This window comes from Hyalangium gracile (assembly GCF_020103725.1).
Classification (GTDB): domain Bacteria; phylum Myxococcota; class Myxococcia; order Myxococcales; family Myxococcaceae; genus Hyalangium; species Hyalangium gracile.
Window position 1 is genome coordinate 37,195 of sequence record NZ_JAHXBG010000038.1, and the last position, 17,381, is coordinate 54,575.

16 protein-coding genes are annotated in these 17,381 nt (G+C 70.6%); 5 read left to right on the forward strand and 11 right to left on the reverse strand.

Features of this window, described 5'->3' with window-relative positions; all coding sequences use genetic code 11:
* Nucleotides 1-6 precede the first annotated feature (6 nt).
* The 3 genes from opgC to KY572_RS43330 are packed head-to-tail and all read left to right on the forward strand — an operon-like array spanning nt 7 to nt 4,363.
* Entirely contained in the window at nt 7-1,212 is a 1,206-nt protein-coding gene (gene opgC / locus KY572_RS43320) for an OpgC domain-containing protein (protein WP_224249652.1), read from the forward strand.
* Between the two features lie 17 nt (nt 1,213-1,229).
* The gene (locus KY572_RS43325) at nt 1,230-1,787 is read left to right on the forward strand and encodes a heme NO-binding domain-containing protein (protein ID WP_224249653.1); all 558 of its coding nucleotides are present in this window, start codon (nt 1,230-1,232) and stop codon (nt 1,785-1,787) included.
* Nucleotides 1,784-4,363 carry a hybrid sensor histidine kinase/response regulator gene (locus KY572_RS43330; RefSeq protein ID WP_224249654.1) on the forward strand — a complete coding sequence of 860 codons (2,580 nt, stop codon included), beginning with the start codon at nt 1,784-1,786 and terminating at the stop codon, nt 4,361-4,363. The genes KY572_RS43325 and KY572_RS43330 overlap by 4 nt, the downstream gene beginning before the upstream one ends.
* 51 nt (nt 4,364-4,414) lie before the next feature.
* On the opposite strand, the gene argC is transcribed toward KY572_RS43330, so the two are convergent.
* The 7 genes from argC to KY572_RS43365 all read right to left on the reverse strand — a co-directional run bounded on the left by argC (nt 4,415) and on the right by KY572_RS43365 (nt 12,090).
* Complete coding sequence (gene argC, locus KY572_RS43335; RefSeq protein WP_224249655.1) at nt 4,415-5,485, reverse strand: N-acetyl-gamma-glutamyl-phosphate reductase; 1,071 nt, start codon at nt 5,483-5,485, stop codon at nt 4,415-4,417.
* A complete protein-coding gene (locus tag KY572_RS43340) occupies nt 5,482-6,543 on the reverse strand; it encodes a P-loop NTPase family protein (RefSeq protein ID WP_224249656.1) in 1,062 nt (353 codons plus the stop codon). Before KY572_RS43340 ends, argC begins: the two co-directional genes overlap by 4 nt.
* Complete coding sequence (argG, locus tag KY572_RS43345; RefSeq protein ID WP_224249657.1) at nt 6,540-7,730, reverse strand: argininosuccinate synthase; 1,191 nt, start codon at nt 7,728-7,730, stop codon at nt 6,540-6,542. The genes KY572_RS43340 and argG overlap by 4 nt, the downstream gene beginning before the upstream one ends.
* Before the next feature lie 79 nt (nt 7,731-7,809).
* Nucleotides 7,810-9,159 (reverse strand): argininosuccinate lyase, encoded by a 1,350-nt coding sequence (gene argH, locus KY572_RS43350; protein WP_224249658.1) that lies wholly within the window; start codon nt 9,157-9,159, stop codon nt 7,810-7,812.
* Nucleotides 9,152-10,222: a M20/M25/M40 family metallo-hydrolase gene (locus tag KY572_RS43355; RefSeq protein ID WP_224249659.1), complete on the reverse strand. Its 1,071-nt coding sequence runs from the start codon at nt 10,220-10,222 to the stop codon at nt 9,152-9,154. The genes argH and KY572_RS43355 overlap by 8 nt, the downstream gene beginning before the upstream one ends.
* Nucleotides 10,219-11,067 (reverse strand): amino acid kinase family protein, encoded by an 849-nt coding sequence (locus KY572_RS43360; protein ID WP_224249660.1) that lies wholly within the window; start codon nt 11,065-11,067, stop codon nt 10,219-10,221. The genes KY572_RS43355 and KY572_RS43360 overlap by 4 nt, the downstream gene beginning before the upstream one ends.
* A gap of 18 nt (nt 11,068-11,085) precedes the next feature.
* Nucleotides 11,086-12,090: an N-acetylornithine carbamoyltransferase gene (locus KY572_RS43365; RefSeq protein WP_224249661.1), complete on the reverse strand. Its 1,005-nt coding sequence runs from the start codon at nt 12,088-12,090 to the stop codon at nt 11,086-11,088.
* Nucleotides 12,091-12,296: 206 nt separating this feature from the next.
* Here KY572_RS43365 and KY572_RS43370 point away from each other — a divergent pair, with 206 nt between their 5' ends.
* Nucleotides 12,297-12,725: an arginine repressor gene (locus KY572_RS43370; protein ID WP_224249662.1), complete on the forward strand. Its 429-nt coding sequence runs from the start codon at nt 12,297-12,299 to the stop codon at nt 12,723-12,725.
* Between the two features lie 59 nt (nt 12,726-12,784).
* Here the strand turns inward: KY572_RS43370 and clpB are convergent, their stop codons facing one another.
* On the reverse strand, nt 12,785-15,415 hold the full coding sequence (gene clpB / locus KY572_RS43375) for an ATP-dependent chaperone ClpB (RefSeq protein ID WP_224249663.1): 2,631 nt from the start codon (nt 15,413-15,415) through the stop codon (nt 12,785-12,787).
* Between the two features lie 252 nt (nt 15,416-15,667).
* Here clpB and KY572_RS43380 point away from each other — a divergent pair, with 252 nt between their 5' ends.
* Nucleotides 15,668-16,159 (forward strand): hypothetical protein, encoded by a 492-nt coding sequence (locus tag KY572_RS43380; protein WP_224249664.1) that lies wholly within the window; start codon nt 15,668-15,670, stop codon nt 16,157-16,159.
* Between the two features lie 21 nt (nt 16,160-16,180).
* Here the strand turns inward: KY572_RS43380 and KY572_RS43385 are convergent, their stop codons facing one another.
* Genes KY572_RS43385 through KY572_RS43395 form a run of 3 tightly spaced genes read right to left on the reverse strand, consistent with a single transcriptional unit; the run spans nt 16,181 to nt 17,363 of the window.
* On the reverse strand, nt 16,181-16,813 hold the full coding sequence (locus KY572_RS43385; protein WP_224249665.1) for a hypothetical protein: 633 nt from the start codon (nt 16,811-16,813) through the stop codon (nt 16,181-16,183).
* Entirely contained in the window at nt 16,810-17,121 is a 312-nt protein-coding gene (locus KY572_RS43390) for a DUF1844 domain-containing protein (protein ID WP_224249666.1), read from the reverse strand. Before KY572_RS43390 ends, KY572_RS43385 begins: the two co-directional genes overlap by 4 nt.
* Nucleotides 17,118-17,363 carry a hypothetical protein gene (locus tag KY572_RS43395; protein WP_224249667.1) on the reverse strand — a complete coding sequence of 82 codons (246 nt, stop codon included), beginning with the start codon at nt 17,361-17,363 and terminating at the stop codon, nt 17,118-17,120. The genes KY572_RS43390 and KY572_RS43395 overlap by 4 nt, the downstream gene beginning before the upstream one ends.
* Nucleotides 17,364-17,381: the final 18 nt, after the last annotated feature.

Here is a 17,381-nt window from a genome sequence, read left to right on the forward strand (position 1 = left end):
CCCATCATGCCCGCGACGGAGGCGCCCCCTCCACGCGCGAGCTGGGCCTACGTCGCAGAGCCCGGCGAGAGGGATTCGCGGGTGGACTTCCTGCGTGGCGTGGCGATGGTCAGCGTCGTCATCGTGCACGTGGAGTTCTTCTCCCTGTTCAACTTCGTCGCCTGGGAGAGGGTGGGTGGGGTGAGCTCCGCCGAGTTCTTCGTCGTCCTCTCGGGCTTCGTGCTCGGCGAGGTGTCCCGCCGGCGCGTGGCACGAGAGGGGCTGGGAGGCGCCTGCTGGAAGCTGTGGGAGCGCGCGGCCCAGCTCTACGGCGTCCTGCTGGGCGTCGCCTTGCTGGGGGCGCTGGTGGCGAGCATGCCCTACTGGGACTCCAGCGCCCTCACCACCTTCGTGGACCGGGGCTCCGGCACCGTCTACCCCCTCTACCCGGGGACGGGTGCGAGCCTGCAGCAGTGGGTCGGCCGGTGGCTCCTGCTGCGCATGGGACCGTACCAGGTGCAGATCCTCGGCCTCTACGCCGCCCTCTTCCTCGTGGCCCCCGCGGCCCTCTACCTGCTGTCCGCGGGCAGGACGCGCTGGCTGCTGGTGCTCTCGTGGGTGGGCTACTGCTCCCGGTGGGTGGTGCCCTCCAAGCCCACGGGAGCGCTGTTCGAGCACGCCTTCCCGCTGCTCACCTGGCAGCTGCTCTTCTGCCATGGGCTGGCGGCGGGCTATCACCGGCAGAAGCTTCTGGCCCTCTACGCGCGCTACCGCACGCCCGTGCTGGGCGCGGCGGTGCTGCTCGGCGCGGCCTTCTTCTTCTTCGCCCAGAACAACCCCAATCCCCTGGTCCCCGAGTACGCGCGTCTGTCCCTCATTCCCCGGGGCAGCTTCTATCGCCTCTACTGGCAGTTCTTCTCGAAGAGCGAGCTGGGCCTGCTGCGCATCCTCAACGTCGCGGTGCTCCTGGTGCTGGGCGGCGAGCTGCTCACCCGCGCCTGGGGGCCGCTGCGGGCCGCGCTCGGAGGCTTCTTCATCCCCCTGGGCCAGGCCTCGCTCTACGTCTTCGCGCTGCACGTCCCGGTGGTGTTCATCGTCTCGAACCTCATCCCCTTCGGCTACGCCGCCTCGGGGGGCGCGTTGCTCCTCAACACGCTGGGGCACCTGGGGTGCCTGGCCGTGCTCTGGCTGCTGGTGCGCTACCGCTTCCTCTACCGCTGGATCCCTCACTGACGCGCCCGAGGTGACACATGTACGGACTGGTGAATCGCGCAATCGAGGAGATGGTGTGTGGCAGTCAGGGGGAGGAGACCTGGGAGCGCATCAAGTGCGAGGCCGGGGTCGACACGGACGTCTTCATCGGCAACCAGGGCTATGACGACGCCATCACCTACCGGCTGGTGGGCGCGGCCAGCCAGGTGCTCGGGCTCCCGCCGGAGCGCATCCTCGAGGCCTTCGGTGAGCACTGGGTGCTGAAGACCGCGCGGGATGGGTATGGCGAGCTGCTGACCGCGGGGGGCTCCTCCTTGAGCGAGTTCCTCCAGAACCTCCCGAGCCTCCACGCCCGCATCAACCTCATGTTCCCCCACCTGACCCCGCCCTCGTTCTCGTGCACGAACGTCACGGCGGAGTCGATGGACTTCCACTATCGCTCGAAGCGGCAGGGGCTGGCCCCGTTCATGGTGGGGCTGCTCCGGGGGCTCGGCAAGCTGTTCGACACGGAGGTCTACATAGAGCACATCGAGGCGCGGAGCGCGGGGGCGGACCATGACGTCTACCACCTGCGGTGGAGAAGGACGCAGCCGTGAGCCCGGGGCTCCACCTCGGGCTCGCCCCGGAGCAGTTCGCCCAGGCCTTCCCGTTTCACGTGGCCTTCGACGAACGGCTCGTCGTGGTGCAGACCGGCCCCTCCCTGCACAAACTCTGTCCCGGGCTGCGGGCAGGCTCGCGGCTCGGGGAGCACCTCCGGCTCCGAGGCGATGCGCCGACGCTCAGCTTCGAGCTCCTCCGCTCCGTCTCCTCGCGCCTGGTGGTCATGGAGACGCTGTGCGAGCAGGTGCCGATACGCGGTCAGCTCCTCTTGTCCGAGGCTGGAGATTGCATCGTGTTCCTCTGCTCACCGTGGCTGACGGAGCCCGCCTCCATGCGCAAGCTGGGGCTCGGGGTGGGGGACTTCGCGCTGCATGATCCGGTGGTGGACCTGCTCCACCTCATGCAGTCACAGACGATGTCGCTGGCGGACGCGAACCGCCTGGCGGAGAAGCTGACCGCCCAGCGCGCGGAGCTCCGCTCGGCGAACGCCCGCCTCGCCACCCGGTACTCCGTGACGCGCGCGCTGGCACAGGCGGCCCGCATCGAGGATGCGGCCTCCAGCATCCTCGCCAGCGTGTGCGAGCTGGGCGCATGGGACATGGCCGTCATCTGGCTGCGCGAGGAGGAGCCGCGCTCCTTCTCGTTGGTGAAAGGTCCCCTGGCCGGGACGCCGGGCGCCTCCGCCTTCGAGGCCTACCTTCGCGGCACCCCCCCGGGGCTGGAGGTGGACCCCGCGGGGAGCGCCCTGCGCACCGGCGCGGCCGACTGGGCGGAGGATCTGAACCGACTCTTGAGCTCCAGCCGCTCCCGCTCCGCCGTGAAGGCGGGGTTCCGGGGCGCCTGCGCCTTCCCCCTGCCTGGCGTTCATGGGAGCGCGGGCCTCTGCGAGCTGTATGCCGCGCAGCCTCGAGTCCGCGACGCGCGCCTGCTGGCGGCGCTCGAGGAGATCGGCGCCTGCATCGGGCAGTTCATTGACAGGTACCGCACGGAGCAGGAGCTGCGAGAGTCGAAGAAGGCCGCCGAGGCCGCGACGGTGGCCAAGAGCCAGTTCCTGGCGCGCATGAGCCATGAGATCCGCACGCCCATCAACGGCGTCATCGGCATGATCGAGCTGGCCTTGCGCTCGCCCCTCACGGCGAGCCAGCGCGAGCACCTCGAGACGGCCCAGTCCTCCGCCGAGCTGCTGCTCCAGCTCGTCAGTGACGTGCTCGACTTCTCGAAGATCGAGGCGGGTCAGCTCCACCTCGCGGAGTCACGCTTCTCGCTGCGGGAGTGTCTCGAGCGTCCCCTCCGGGGACTCGCGGCCAGGGCTCGCGACAAGGGCCTGCGCTTCACGGTGGAGCTGCCGGAGGATCTCCCGGACGCGGTGAGGGGAGATCCCCTCCGGCTCTCGCAGGTGCTCATCAACCTGGTGGGCAACGCGGTGAAGTTCACCCACCAGGGAGAGGTCCGCGTGGAGACGCGCGTCCAGGAGCGCTCCGCCGGCTTCTGCCAGCTCGCCCTCGCCGTGAGTGACACCGGCATCGGCATCGACCCCGTGAAGCAGCGGCACATCTTCGAGGCCTTCGCCCAGGCGGACGCCGAGACGGCGCAGTTCTATGGCGGTACGGGCCTGGGGCTGGCGATCTGCCAGCAGCTCGTGCAGATGATGGGAGGGACGATCTCGGTGGAGAGCAGCCCCGGGAGGGGCAGCTGCTTCCTCTTCACGGCGCGGCTGGGGATCGACGAGAGCGCGAGCAGCGCCGCGGCGCCGGAGCCTCCACGCCACCGGGGGCGAGCCCAGCGGGGGCTGCGCATCCTGGTGGTCGAGGACAACGTGGTGAACCAGCTGGTGACCCGAGGGCTCCTCGAGCTGGAGGGCCACGTGGTGGAGACCGTGGACCGGGGAGAGGCGGCCCTGGCGCGCACCCGGAGCACGCGCTTCGACCTCATCCTGATGGACATCCAGATGCCGGAGCTGGACGGGCTCCAGGTGACGCGACGGATCCGCGAGGAGGAGGGATGGACCGGTGCGCCGCGGACGCCCATCGTGGGCCTGACGGCGCAGTCCGTCGTGGGAGACCGCGAGAAGGGGCTCGAGGCGGGCATGGACGAGTACCTGGCCAAGCCGGTTCGCGGACGCCAGCTCGCGGAGGCGATCGACCGTGTCCTCGGCCAGCGCCAGGCGGACAGTGGCCCTCCGGCTCCCGAGGCGCCCCGCAGCCTGGATCGGGCGGCGCTGGAGGAGCTGGTCGGCGGAGAGTCGGTGCTCCTGGCTCGGATCGTGAGCGTGTTCCTCCGGTACGGGCCGGAGATGCGGGATGCGGTGCTGGCGGCCCTCTCCGGGGAGGACTCGAAGGAGCTGGTGGCCGCGGCGCACAAGCTGAAGGGCTCCCTGGGCGATCTCGCGGCGCGGTCCGCCTTCGCGGTGTGTGGCCGCATCGAGCTGCTGGCCCGGCGCGGGGAGCTCACGGCGGCCCGCGCGGAGCGGGAGCCGCTGGAGCGAGAGCTCGCCCAGCTCTTCAACGAGCTGCGGGAGCTCGAGGCGCAGCTGTCCCTCGGCGGACGGGATGCCATGGGTCGTGGGCACTGAGGCCGCTCGCGCTCCTGCGAGCGACCTCCGTGCGATGTCCGGGCCCTGGGCTCAGCAGGGGAAGCAGGCAGCCTGACGCAGCGCCGTGTCCTCGGGGAGGCCGAGCGCCACGTTGAGGTTCTGCACCGCCTGGCCGGCCATGCCCTTGACCAGGTTGTCCAGCGCCACCATGACGGCCACCGTGCGGCCGCGCGTGGCGACGGAGATGTCGCAGAAGTTGCTGCCCACCACCGAGGCCAGCCGAGGCGTGCCCTCCACCACGCGCACCATGGGAGAGGTGGCGTAGTAGCGGCGGTAGAGCTCGGTGAGGGAGGCGGTGCTCACGCCGCCCGCGTTCTCCGGCCACTCGAACTGCACGGTGGCGAAGATGCCGCGCACCAGGGGCGCCGAGTGGGGGATGAACGTCAGCCGGTGGCGCGAGGCCTTGTGCGCCACGAGCATCACGTCCATCTCCGCCTCCTGCGGGTGCTCCAGGGGCTTGTAGACGCGGAAGTCATGCGCGCGGGTGGGGTGGTGGGTGCCCTCGCCCGGCAGCACGCCCGAGCCGGACGAGCCCGTCACCGCCGTGGCCGCGATCAGCCCCAGCCCCGGGGTGGACGCCACCGGCAGCAGCGCGAGCTGCACCGCGGTGGCGAAGCAGCCTGGGTTCGCGATGCGCTTCGCGCCCTTGAGCTTGTCCCGGCGCCACTCGGGCAGTCCGTACACGAAGCGCTCGAGCAGGTCGGGCGCCAGGTGGGGACGGCCATGCGTGGCGGCGTAGCGGCCCGGGTGGTCCAGCCGGAAGTCCGAGGACAGGTCCATCAGCACCAGCCGCTCGGACAGCCCCAGCTCGGCCCACTTCTTCTCCAGCGCGGGGAGCTGCTTCGCCAGCTCCTCGTCATCCATCACGGAGAAGACCACCGGCTGCGGCGAGTCCGTGAGCCAGCGCCAGTCCGGCTCCGAGTCGAACTTGCCCTCCACCAGCCCGCGCAGGTGCGGATGCAGCGCGTGGAAGGGCATGTCCGCGTGCGGCTTGGACACCGCGCGCACCGCGGCCACCGCCGGGTGACCGGACAGCAGCCGCAGCAGCTCTCCACCACCGAAGCCCGAGGCTCCCAGGATGTAGGCGTGAACCCGTGTCATGCGCTCTTCCTCCCCGCGATACGCGGCGCGACCTTCTCCAGGATGAGACCGCCCAGGCCGGCGGCGTCGGCTCGGGCGTTGTGCGCGGGCAGCCCCACCTCGCGCTCCACGAAGCGGATGCCCACGCGGTTGTCCGTGGCGGGCCCGGCCACCACGTCCACCTGGATGCCGTACGTCTCCTTCAGGTGGCGCACGCCGCCCGAGGCGCCCACGGGATCATTGGCGCACAGCACCCACGCGCCGCCCATCCCGCGCAGCTCCGGATCCTCGAGGATGGACTGCACGCCGTACTCGCCCATGATGCCGTCACCCGTCTCGGCGACGATGACGTCCACCTCGGCGGCGGCCAGCTCGGAGAGGATGATGCGGGACACCTGGGCGGCCGTCTTCGGGCTGGTGCACACGGTGCCCGCGTCGGTGAAGTCCATCACCACCTCCGCGCCCGAGTCCCTCATGCTCAGCGTGTCGCGCATCAGCGACACGCCGGTGAGCTTGGCGCCGCCCACGCGGAAGCCGGCCTGGGCCAGCCGGCGCACCATGGCGCAGGCCGCGTAGGTCTTCCCCGCGTTCATGCAGGTGCCCACCACGTACACCACCGGCACGGACACCGGCTGCTGCGAGCCCTTGAGCGCTCCGGCGCGGACGTGGGCCGGCTGACCGGCGCGCGACTGGAACTCGGGGAACATCAGCACCTGCCCGAGCACCTCCGCCTCGAAGGGAGTGCCTACGCCCGGGTTGTGCGAGGTGCACTGGCCGATCACCCCGCCCATGTTGAGCATGTGCAGCCGCTGGCCGGGGGCCACCTTGTCTGGCACCACGCCCTCGTACCCGTGCAGGGCGTTGCGGTGGCCGAGCGCCCCCACGACGATGTCTCCGCCGTGCAGCGTCACCAGCCGGCCGTGCACGTCCTCGAGCTGGTTGTAGACGGACTTCTCCCCGTGGATGCGGGCGGCGATCACCGCGCCCTCCACCGCCTGGATCTCCTCGGTGAGGTGCACGGTGCGGCCGAGCCGCAGGTTGCGGGTGACACTGCCTACCTTGTCGACGTGGACCTTCATGGCTTCACCTTGAGGGCCAGGGTCTGGGCCACGCCGTACACCTTGGCGAAGCCGGCGGCCTCGGCACCCGTCCAGAGATGGTTGGCCTCGCCGTAGCTCGCCACCTTGGCGTCCATCAGCGAGTGCGGGGAGCGCACGCCCTCGACAATCATGGCGCGCGGCTGCAGCGTCACGCGCACCTCGCCCGTCACGCGGGCCTGCGAGGACTGCAGGTACGCCTCGACGTCCCGGGCCAGCGGATCGAAGAAGTGCCCCTCGTGGAGCAGCGTGCCGTAGAGGTTGCCCAGCGTCTCCTTCCAGAAGAGCTGCTTGCCGGAGAGCACCAGCTTCTCCAGCTCGCGGTGCGCGGTGATGAGCATCACCGCCGCCGGGGCGTCGAAGCCCACGCGGCCCTTGATGCCCAGGATGGTGTCACCCAGGTGCACGCCGCGCCCCACGCCGTAGGGCTGGCCCAGCGTGTTGAGCTGGGCGATCAGCTCCACGGGCGCCATCGCCTGGCCGTCAATCGCCACCGGGCGGCCCTTCTCGAAGCTCAGCACCAGCGTGCGCGGCTTGAGGTCCGAGGGGATGACGCCGGCCGGGTAGGCGGCCTCCGGCAGGTTGCTCCACGAGTCGTGCGTCTCCTTGCCGCCGACGGAGGTGCCCCACATGCCCTCGTTGATGGAGTAGGCGCCCGTCTTCGCGGGGAGGTGGATGCCGCGCTCGGCCAGGAAGGACATCTCCTGGGCGCGGCTGAGGCTCAGCTCGCGGATGGGGGTGATGAGGTCCATGTCCGGCGCCAGCGCGCGGAAGGCCACGTCGAAGCGGACCTGATCGTTGCCCGCGCCGGTGGAGCCGTGGGCCAGGGCCTTGGCGCCCACCTCGCGGGCCATGCGCACCACCTCGGTGGCCTGGCAGACGCGCTCGGCGGAGACACTCAGCGGGTAGGCCTGGCCGCGCAGCACGTTGCCGGCGAGCAGGTGGCGCAGGTAGTCCTCGAAGAGCAGCGCGCGAGCGTCCACCGTGTGGTGGGCCACCGCGCCCAGGCGAGCCGCGTGCTCCGGCATCTTCGCCAGCGCCTCGGCGGTGAAGCCGCCGGTGTCCACGGTGACGGTGGTGACAGCGTGCCCCTGCTCGCGCAGATAGACCACGCAGAAAGAGGTGTCCAAGCCGCCGGAGAAGGCCAGCACCACGGGTTTCTTGCTCATTGTCTTCGAGGTCTCCTCAGTACCGCTGCTGCGTCCACTACAACTGCATTCACGGCTGCTGCATTCACGGCGACTGCGTCTACGGCTGCCAGACGCGCTCGGCGCAGGTGGCCAGGGCGCGGTGGGTCTCGGTGAGCCAGGCTCGGACGCTGCCCAGCTCGGCGCGGAGCTGCTCCAGCGCGAGGTTGCCGGCGCCGCCCAGGTGGGTGGCCGTCAGCGCGGCCCGGTCCGGACGGAAGGTGCCGTCGGAGAGCTCGCGCGCCACCTCGCGGTAGGCGTCGCGGAAGGGCAGGCCGCGCCCGACGAGCACGTAGGCGTGGTGGGCGGCGTACAGCGTGTCGTCGCAGGCCCGGGCGGCGGCCTCGGCGCGGATCTGGATCACGGGGACCAGCCGCGTGAGCACGTCCAGCAGCTCCCGCAGCGAGCCCAGCCCGGAGAGGGTGGGGCGCTTGAGGAGCTGGAAGTCCCGGTGGTAGCTGGAGGGCAGGCCCCCGGCCACCTCCTCCACCTGTCGCGCAATCCCGCGCAGCTCGCGGCAGCGGGCACGCGCCAGCTCCACCACGTCCGGGTTCTTCTTCTGCGGCATGATGGACGAGCCGGTGGTGAACGCGTCCGGCAGCGAGAGGAAGCCGAACTCCTCGGTGCTGAAGAGGGACACGTCCCACAGCCACTTCTCCAGGCCACCCGCCACCGAGCACGCCCACGAGAGCGCCGCCATCTCGTGCCGGCCGCGGCTGTTCTGCACGTCGATGGGGCTGCGCTGCACGCGCGAGAAGCCGAGCAGGCTTGCCACGTACTCGCGATCGATGGGCAGCGGCACGCCGAAGCCCGCCGCCGCTCCCAGGGGGCTTCGGTCCAGCCGGGCCCACAGGCCGCGCAGCGCCTCCAGCTCCTCCAGCAGGCCCTCGGCGAAGGCGGCGCCCCACATGCCGAAGGTGCTCGGCATGGCCCGACGCATGTGGGTGTAGCCGGGCATCGGCACGCTGGCGTGCGCCTGGGCGAAGTCCAGGAAGGCCCCGGCCAGCTCCGCCGCGTGGGCGCCGAGCACCAGCACCTGCTCGCGCAGCATGAGCCGCAGGGCCAGCTGCACCTGGTCGTTGCGGGAGCGGCCCAGGTGGATGCGGCGGCCGGCCTCGCCCACCCGCTCCACGAGCGCCGCCTCCAGCGCGGTGTGCCCGTCCTCCTGCTCCGGACGGATGGTGAACGCGCCCGCCCGCGCCTCGTCATGGAGCGCGCGCAGGGCGGGCACCAGCGCCCGCATATCCTTCTCGGGCAGCAGCCCCACGCGCGCCAGCATCCGCGCATGGGCCGCGCTGCCGAGCGCGTCGTGCGGCGCCAGCGCCAGGTCCACCTGGGGATCATCCCCGACGGTGAAGCGGTGGATGGCCGCGTCCAGCGGAAGGCCCTTCGACCAGAGGGTGTCAGCCACGGGCCACCTCCTCGAAGTAGCCGCGGATGAGCCGCTGGTAGAAGGCCACGCCCGCCTCCAGCTCCACGAGGGCCAGGTACTCGTCCGGCTTGTGCGAGCGCAGCGTGTCGCCGGGGCCCACCTTCACCGCGGGCACCTGCCCCAGGAAGGCCCAGTCGGACGCCGTGCTCGAGCCCACCGGCCCCACGCCCCCACCGGCCGCCACCGCCGCCCGGACGATGGGCTCGCCCGGAGCCGTGGACTTCGGCAGGTAGCGCGCGGAGTGGACGATCACCTCGCTGCGCAGCACGCCGGCCAGGTGGGTGGCCACCGCCGCGTGCTCCATGCCCGGCGTGGTGCGGATGTCCACGAAGAACTCGCAGCGGTCCGGCACCTGGTTACGGGCCAGGCCGCCCTGGATCTGCGTCACCTGGGCGCGTGCCTCGCCCAGCAGCGGGTGCGCGGGGAAGCGCAGCTCGGCCAGGGTGGAGATGTCCTGGGCCGCCAGGTGGATGGCGTTCTGCGCCTCGGCTGCCTGCGCGTGCGCCACGTGCGCGGAGCGGCCATGCGCCACGCAGCGCAGCAGGAGCATCCCGCGCTGGGCGGTGCAGGGCTTCAGCCCGGTGGGCTCACCCACCACGGCCGCGTCCAGCGGCCCGAGCGCCGGCAACACCGTGCCCAGCCCCGCGCCGCCCGTCTCCTCCTCGGCGGTGAAGGCGAAGACGACCTCACCCCGGCCCTCCAGGGCCTGGGGGTTCTGCAGCAGCTCGCGGGCCGCCAGCAGCATGGACGCCACGCAGCCCTTGGCGTCATTGCTGCCCAGCCCGTACAGCCGGCCCTCGCGCCACACCGGCACCTGGGGCTCCAGCGTCCACCCGGCGCACGGGGGCACCGTGTCCAGGTGCGAGTTGACGAGCAGCCGCCGGGGGCCGCTGCCCACGGTGAACCACAGGTTGTGGCCCTGGCGCTGGACGCGCCCGCCCCAGCCCTCGACCCAGGAAGCCACCTGATCGGCGATGCGTCCCTCCTGTCCGGAGACGCTCGGGGTGGCCACCAGGGCCTCGAGCAGGGCGGCCGGCGTCACGTCCGGGCCCCGGGATTGCGCGCGGCTTCTCGCACTACCATCGTGCCGCTGCCCTCGTTGGTGAAGACCTCCTCCAACAGCGCGTTCGGCAGCACGCCGCTCACCAGGTGCACGCTGGCCACGCCGCCCACCAGGGCGGAGCGGATGGCGTGGACCTTGGACAGCAGCGCCGCGGACATCTGGCCCTCCTGCTCCAGCGCCGCCAGGTCCGTGAGCGTGGCCTGGGGAATGAGCGAGGTAGGCTCGTCCGGGCGCCGCAGCAGGCCTGGCGTCGGCAGCAGGAAGAAGAGCTTCTCGGCGCCCAGCGCCACGGCGACCGACGCGGCCACCGTGTCCGCGCTGGCGCTGTAGACGCCGCCCGACGGATCACCCGCCAGCGGCGCCACCACGGGCACGTAGTCCCCGGTGCGCAGGTGCTGGAGCAGGCGCGTGTCCACCGACTCGATGTCGCCCACGGGGCCGTAGTTCCCCGGCCGGTTCCCATCCCAGGCGCTCTCCACCATGCCCTCGCCGGGGCGCCGCCGGGCGCGCAGCAGGCCCGCGTCCACGCCGCTCAGGCCCACGCAAGGCACTCCCGCCGCCTGCAGGTCGGCCAGCAGGTCCATGCGGACCTTGGCGGACATGGCGTCGAAGGGCGTGTCCAGCTCCGGGCCGGCGCCGTGCACCACCACGGGCTGGATGGAGAAGGTCCACAGCAGGGCGATCTGCTCGCAGGCGGCGCGGCGCAGCCGGGGATCCCCCAGCACCGGGCCATCCACCAGCAGGACGAAGGTCTTCCGGCGGAACTGCCGGACGTAGCGCGCGGCGGAGCGGAGCGCGGCGTAGGGATCGGGAGAGAAGGGCAAGGGGAGCCTCGAAAGGGGTCAGGTGGCCAGGAGCCAGTGGAGGATGGAGCGCTGGACGTGGAACCGGTTCTCAGCCGTATCGATGACACGACTGGAGGCGTGATCCAACACGTCGTCAGCCACCTCGACGTTGCGGCGCACCGGCAGGCAGTGCAGGAAGATGGAGTCCTTGGCGGCCCGCGCCATGGCGCTCCGAGTGGGCATCCACCCCGAGTACGAGGCCAGCAGCGCGGCCACATCCCCCGGCGCATGCCCGGCGCGGGTCGCGGGCCCCCACGCCTTGGCGTAGACGGCGCGGCTGCCCTTGAGCGCCTCGGCCTGATCGTGGGTGTAGGTGACGCTGCCGCCGGTGGCCTTCGCGTACGCCTCGGCCTCGGCGCGCACCTGCGGGTGCAGCTCGAACCCCGGCGGGTGGGCCACCCGCACCTCGCAGCCCGCGGCCGCGGCGCTGAGCAGGAACGAGTTGGGCACCGCCTTGGGCAGCGGCTTGATGTGGGGCGCCCACGTGAGCGTCACCGGCACCTTCTTCGTCGAGCCGAAGTTCTCCCGCAGCGTGAGCATGTCCGCCAGGCCCTGGCAGGGGTGCTCGCGCGCGGACTCCATGCTCACCAGCGGGACGGTGGCGTGCTTGCGGAAGGCGTTGATGACCGAGTCGAGCTCATCCTCCTCGTCCCCGCCGCCGCCCGAGAAGGCGCGCACCCCGAGCATGTCCACGAAGCGCGACAGCACCGGCGCCGCTTCCTTGATGTGCTCGGCCCGGTCCCCGTTCATCACCGCCCCGATGCGGTCCTCGAGCTTCCACACGCCGTTGCCCACGTCCAGCACGATGGCGTGCCCGCCCGAGCGCAGCATCACCGCCTCGAACGAGGTGCGCGTGCGCAGCGACGGGTTGAAGAAGACCATGCCGAGCAGCCGGTTCTGGAAGACGGGGCCGGGGGACTGACGCTTCCAGGCGGCCGCCTGCGCGAGGATCGTCTCCACGCCTCCGGGGCCAAGGTCCTGAATGCGGGTGAAGTGCCTCATAGCGGTGGGTTCCTCGCTGGATCTCGAGAGGCCTCCGGGCTGGCTGCATATTCATGCATAAATATGCGTTGCCCCGTAGGAGATGCGCATAATATGCAGAACGACGCGCAGCGCAATCCTTAAATTTCTTGCGGTTTTTTGGCGGCTTTGTTCGATGCCCTAAACGGTTCTTGCATGCATATGCATGCAAAGTGCATCGTGCCGGGATGGGCGCGGATCAGGCGTTGGACGAGGCCATCCTCCGGCTGCTGGAGGCGAACGAGATCACCGATCAGGCGGTGCTGCAGCGGCTGCTGACCGCCGAGGGCTTCGCTCCGAGCCAGTCGACGCTCTCCCGACACCTCAAGCGGCTGTCGATCCAGAAGGTGAGCGGGCGCTACCAGCGCGTGGAGCCGGGGGCGGCGGAGCCCTCGCAGGCGGTGACGGTGCTCGAGGCGCCTCCCAACATGCTGGTGCTGAAGACGGCGCCGGGCTACGCGCAGGTGGTGGCGGTGATGATCGATCGAGCGCCGGACATCCCGGGCCTGGCGGGCACCGTGGCCGGAGACGACACCATCTTCATCGCGGTGCAGGACCCGTCGCTGCTGGCCGACGTGCGCCTCCAGGTGGAGCGGCTGCTGCGGCTGGTGCCCTGAAAAGGAAGAGGGCCGCGGAGCGCGAGGCTCGCGGCCCTCTCGTTCCATATAAGGAGGGGCTACGCGGTCTTCCGGGGCTTCTCTCCGCGGGTGTTGTCCACCACCACCTTGCCGAAGGTCAGCCCGTCCGCGGCGGCATCCGCCTGGATGTTGTCGCCGGGGAGGAACTCGCCCCCCAGCACCTTCAGCGCCAGCGGGTCCATCAGGTACTTCTGGATGGCCCGCTTCAGCGGCCGGGCGCCATACGTCGGGTCGTACCCGCGCTCCGCCAGGAAGTCGCGCGCCTTGTCCGTGAGCTCCAGCGTCAGCCGCTTGTCGGCCAGCAGCTTGCTGAGCCGCGCCAGCTGCAGCTCGACGATGCGGCTGATGTCGCTCTTCTTGAGCGGCTCGAAGATGACGATCTCGTCCACGCGGTTGAGGAACTCCGGCCGGAAGTGGGCACGCAGCGCGTCCATCACCTCGCCGCGTGTCCGCTCGTCGATCGCGTCCTTGCCCGCCATGCCCTCCTGGAGCGCCTGCGAGCCGATGTTGGACGTGAGGATGAGCACCGTGTTCTTGAAGTCCACCGTGCGCCCCTGGCTGTCCGTCAGCCGGCCCTCGTCGAGGATCTGCAGCAGGATGTTGAAGACGTCCTGGTGCGCCTTCTCGATCTCGTCGAAGAGGATGACCGTGTAGGGCCGCCGGCGCACGGCCTCGGTGAGCTGGCCGCCCTCGTCGTAGCCGACGTAGCCCGGAGGCGCGCCGACGAGCCGGGCCACGGAGTGCTTCTCCATGTACTCGGACATGTCGATGCGCACCATCGCGCTGTCGTCATCGAAGAGGAACTCGGCCAGCGCCTTGGCCGTCTCCGTCTTGCCCACGCCGGTGGGGCCCAGGAAGATGAACGAGCCGATGGGCCGGTTCGGATCCTGCAGCCCGCTGCGCGCGCGGCGCACGGCGTTGGACACGGCGACGATGGCGTCCCGCTGACCGATGACGCGGTGGGCCAGCCGGTCCTCCATCTTCACCAGCTTCTGGACCTCGGCCTCCATGAGGCGCGAGACGGGGATGCCCGTCCACTTGGCCACCACCTCGGCGATGTCCTCGGCGTCCACCTCCTCCTTGAGGAACTTCTGGGTCTTCTGCAGCTCGGCCAGCTTCTCGTTCTGCGCCTTCACCTCCTTCTCCAGCGAGGGGATGACGCCGAACTTCAGCTCCGCCGCCTTGTTCAGGTCGCCCTGACGCTCGGCCGCGGCCTGGTCGTTCTTGGCCTTCTCCAGCTTCTCCTTCACCCCGCGGATGGTGGTGATGGCCGCCTTCTCCGCGTCCCAGTGCGCCTTGAGCGAGGTGAAGCGCTCCTTGAGGTTGGCCAGCTCCATCTCAATCTGGCCCAGGCGTTCCACCGAGTGCGCGTCCGTCTCCTTCTTCAGGCCCTCGCGCTCGATCTCCAGCTGCGTCATCTTCCGGCGCACGTCGTCGATCTCCGTGGGCATGGAGTCGATCTCGATGCGCAGGCGGCTGGAGGCCTCGTCCACCAGGTCGATCGCCTTGTCCGGCAGGAACCGGTCCGCGATGTAGCGGTGGGAGAGGGTGGCGGCGGCCACCAGGGCGTTGTCCTGGATGCGCACGCCGTGGTGCACCTCGTAGCGCTCCTTGAGGCCGCGCAGGATGCTGATGGTGTCGTGCACGCTGGGCTCGCCCACCATCACCGGCTGGAATCGCCGCTCCAGGGCCGCGTCCTTCTCGATGTGCTTGCGGTACTCGTCCAGCGTGGTGGCGCCGATGCAGTGCAGCTCGCCGCGCGCCAGCGCCGGCTTGAGCATGTTGCCCGCATCCATGGAGCCCTCGGCCTTGCCGGCCCCGACGATGGTGTGCAGCTCGTCGATGAAGAGGATGACCTCACCGGCCGAGTCGGCGACTTCCTTGAGGACCGCCTTGAGGCGCTCCTCGAACTCGCCGCGGTACTTGGCGCCGGCCACCATGGCGCCCAGGTCCAGGGTGATGAGCCGCTTGTTCTTCAGGCTCTCGGGCACGTCGCCATCGACGATGCGCCGCGCCAGGCCCTCGGCGATGGCCGTCTTGCCCACGCCGGGCTCGCCGATGAGCACCGGGTTGTTCTTGGTGCGCCGGCTGAGCACCTGGACGCAGCGGCGGATCTCCTCGTCGCGCCCGATGACGGGATCCAGCTTGCCCGAGCGGGCCGCCTCCGTCAGATCTCGCCCGTACTTCTCCAGCGCGCGGTAGGTGGCCTCCGCGTCCTGGCTGGTGACGCGGGCCGAGCCGCGCACGTCCTTGATGCCGGACAGCACGCGCTCGCGCGTCACACCCGAGGACTTCAGCACCTCGCCGATGGAGCCCTTGTCGTGGGTGAGGGCCAGCAGCAGGTGCTCGGAGGAGACGAACTCATCCTTGAGCCCCTTGGCCTCGTCCTCGGCCTTGTCGAACGTCTTGAGCAGGCGCTGGCCGAGCATCGCGCTCTCACCGCCCTGCATGCGCGGCAGCTTCTGCAGTGCCTCGCCGAGCCGGCTGGCGAACAGCTTCGAGTCGGCGCCGATCTTCCTCAAGATCGGCTCGACGATGCCGTCCTTCTGGCCGAGCAGCGCCGCGGCGAGGTGCTCCGGCTCGTAGTTGGGATTGTCCGCCCGACGGGCGAGGGACTGACCCTCTTGGATCGCTTCCTGCGCCTTGACTGTGAACTTGTCGAGTCTCATGCCCTCAACGTAAGGGCCGAACCCCCCTTGGCAAGAAACGCTCGTACAAGCTCCGCGGAATAGTTTGAGGTGCCGGAAATCACAGGGCTTTCTGGGTTCAGGAGTTGCCAGAAATGAGGCACCCGGCTATACGCCGCGCGCCTTTTCGGGGGGAGTCCACTGGAAGCGCACGGCGGTTACCTCATACGCATCGAGTCATTTCAGGGGCTGGAGCTCGTCCGGCTGGCGCGTGAGGCGCTGGCGCTGGACGGAGTGACCGGCGCCCTGCCGAACCTGCACGTCACGGTGATCCGTCGACGGAAGCTGGTGCGGCTGTCCTTCGTGGGGCTGCCGGCCGCGGGCCGGGGGGCCGCCAGCTGGTACGCCGAGCACCACGCGCTGCCTCGCCTGCTCTCCCGGGCGGCCAACGCCACCGTCCATACCTATGTCTATGAGCCCGCGGCGGGCGAGCAGGTGATCGCCTACGGCAACGGGCACCGGGTGGGCGGCGACCAGGTCATCTACGCCGACGTGGAGATGTCGGGCGAGGAGGAGCAGGACGACGCGGCCTTCACGCGGATGCGCGCCCGGTGGCCGATGGGGCACCTGGCCTACGTGTTCGGGCTGACGCGCGAGGAGCTGCTGGGCATGCGCCGGACGGCGCCCGGAGTGGTGCTCTCGCTGGAAGCGGCGGACGCGGAGGAGCGGCTGGAGACGCTGCTGCCCGGCCCGCAGCTGCCCCGCGTCACGCCGGACGCGGCCTGAGCGGCCTGGACGCGCTCGCGCCTACTCGGCCGGGCCGTCCTGGGCGGTGACGACCTGGCGCACGCGCTCGCTGCGGAAGTACTGGCCGAGCAGGATGAAGCCGCCGGCCACCAGGGCGGTGAGGCCGATGTAGCCCGCGGCCAGCACGGTGGGCGCGAAGCGCTGGATGATCTCGATGCTGGTGGGGTCCTGCCAGGCCGGGAAGGGGCCCTTCACGATGGCGGCGCTCATCTGGTCGACGACGACCATCCACTGAGCCCCCTCGATGGTGCGCAGGATGGCCGCGAGGATGGCGGCCCCGCCCAGTAAGCGTCGCATGCCCTCGCGGGGCAGGCCTCCGGGCCGGAGCATCCGGGCGGCGGCCACGAAGACGAAGGCGCAGACCACGGCCAGCGTGGCGAGCAGGAAGATGCGCGGCTCGCGCATGGGCTCCAGGGCGGAGAACTGGGCGCGGAGCACGTGCTCGTTGGCCTCGCGGTCTCCGAAGCGGCCCGCGTTCTCGAGCACCGCCTCCCTGTATTCGGAGAACTGCGAGAGGCTCGAGGCCTCGGTGACGGCGGACATGCCCGTCAGGCCCGCGAGGATGAGGCTGAGCACCGCGGCGATGCGGATGCCGCGGGGCAGGCGCTGGGGCTGTGCGGCGGGGACGCTCAACGCTTGCTCGCCTCCACGAAGCGCAGGCGCAGATCCGTGAGGAGGGTGGTGAAGAGCTTCTCCTCCTCCTCGGTGAGGTTGCCTCGCGTCTTCTCGCGCAGCATCGACAGCAGATCGAGGCTCTCGCGGGCCAGCTCCAGGTTGCGTTCCTTGCGGCCCGTCTCGGGGTTGGCCGTGTCACCCAGGTGGATCAGCGCGGTGGAGGCCAGCCCGATGATGAAGGTGTTGAAGGCGATGGGGCTCTCGGTGGTCGCGGGGCGGGCTTCACCCCGCATCACGAACGTCTCGCCGCGCTTCTCGTCCGTCATGGGGCCTCGGTGTCCTCGGAACCCTCGTCCGCCTCCGCCTCGTCGTCGCCCTCGTCGATATCGTCCTCGTCGGACTCGAACTCGTCGCCATCCATCGCCGTCTCGACGGGGACAGCCTTCTCGGCCACGTCCGGCAGGCCCTTGATGTGGCGCTCGTACGCCTTCTCGTCGAGCTGGCCGCTGCGCAGGTAACGCTCGGCGGTGCGCTTATCCAGGTGCTTCGGGTCCAGGGTATCGGCCATGTTCAAATCCTCGGAATC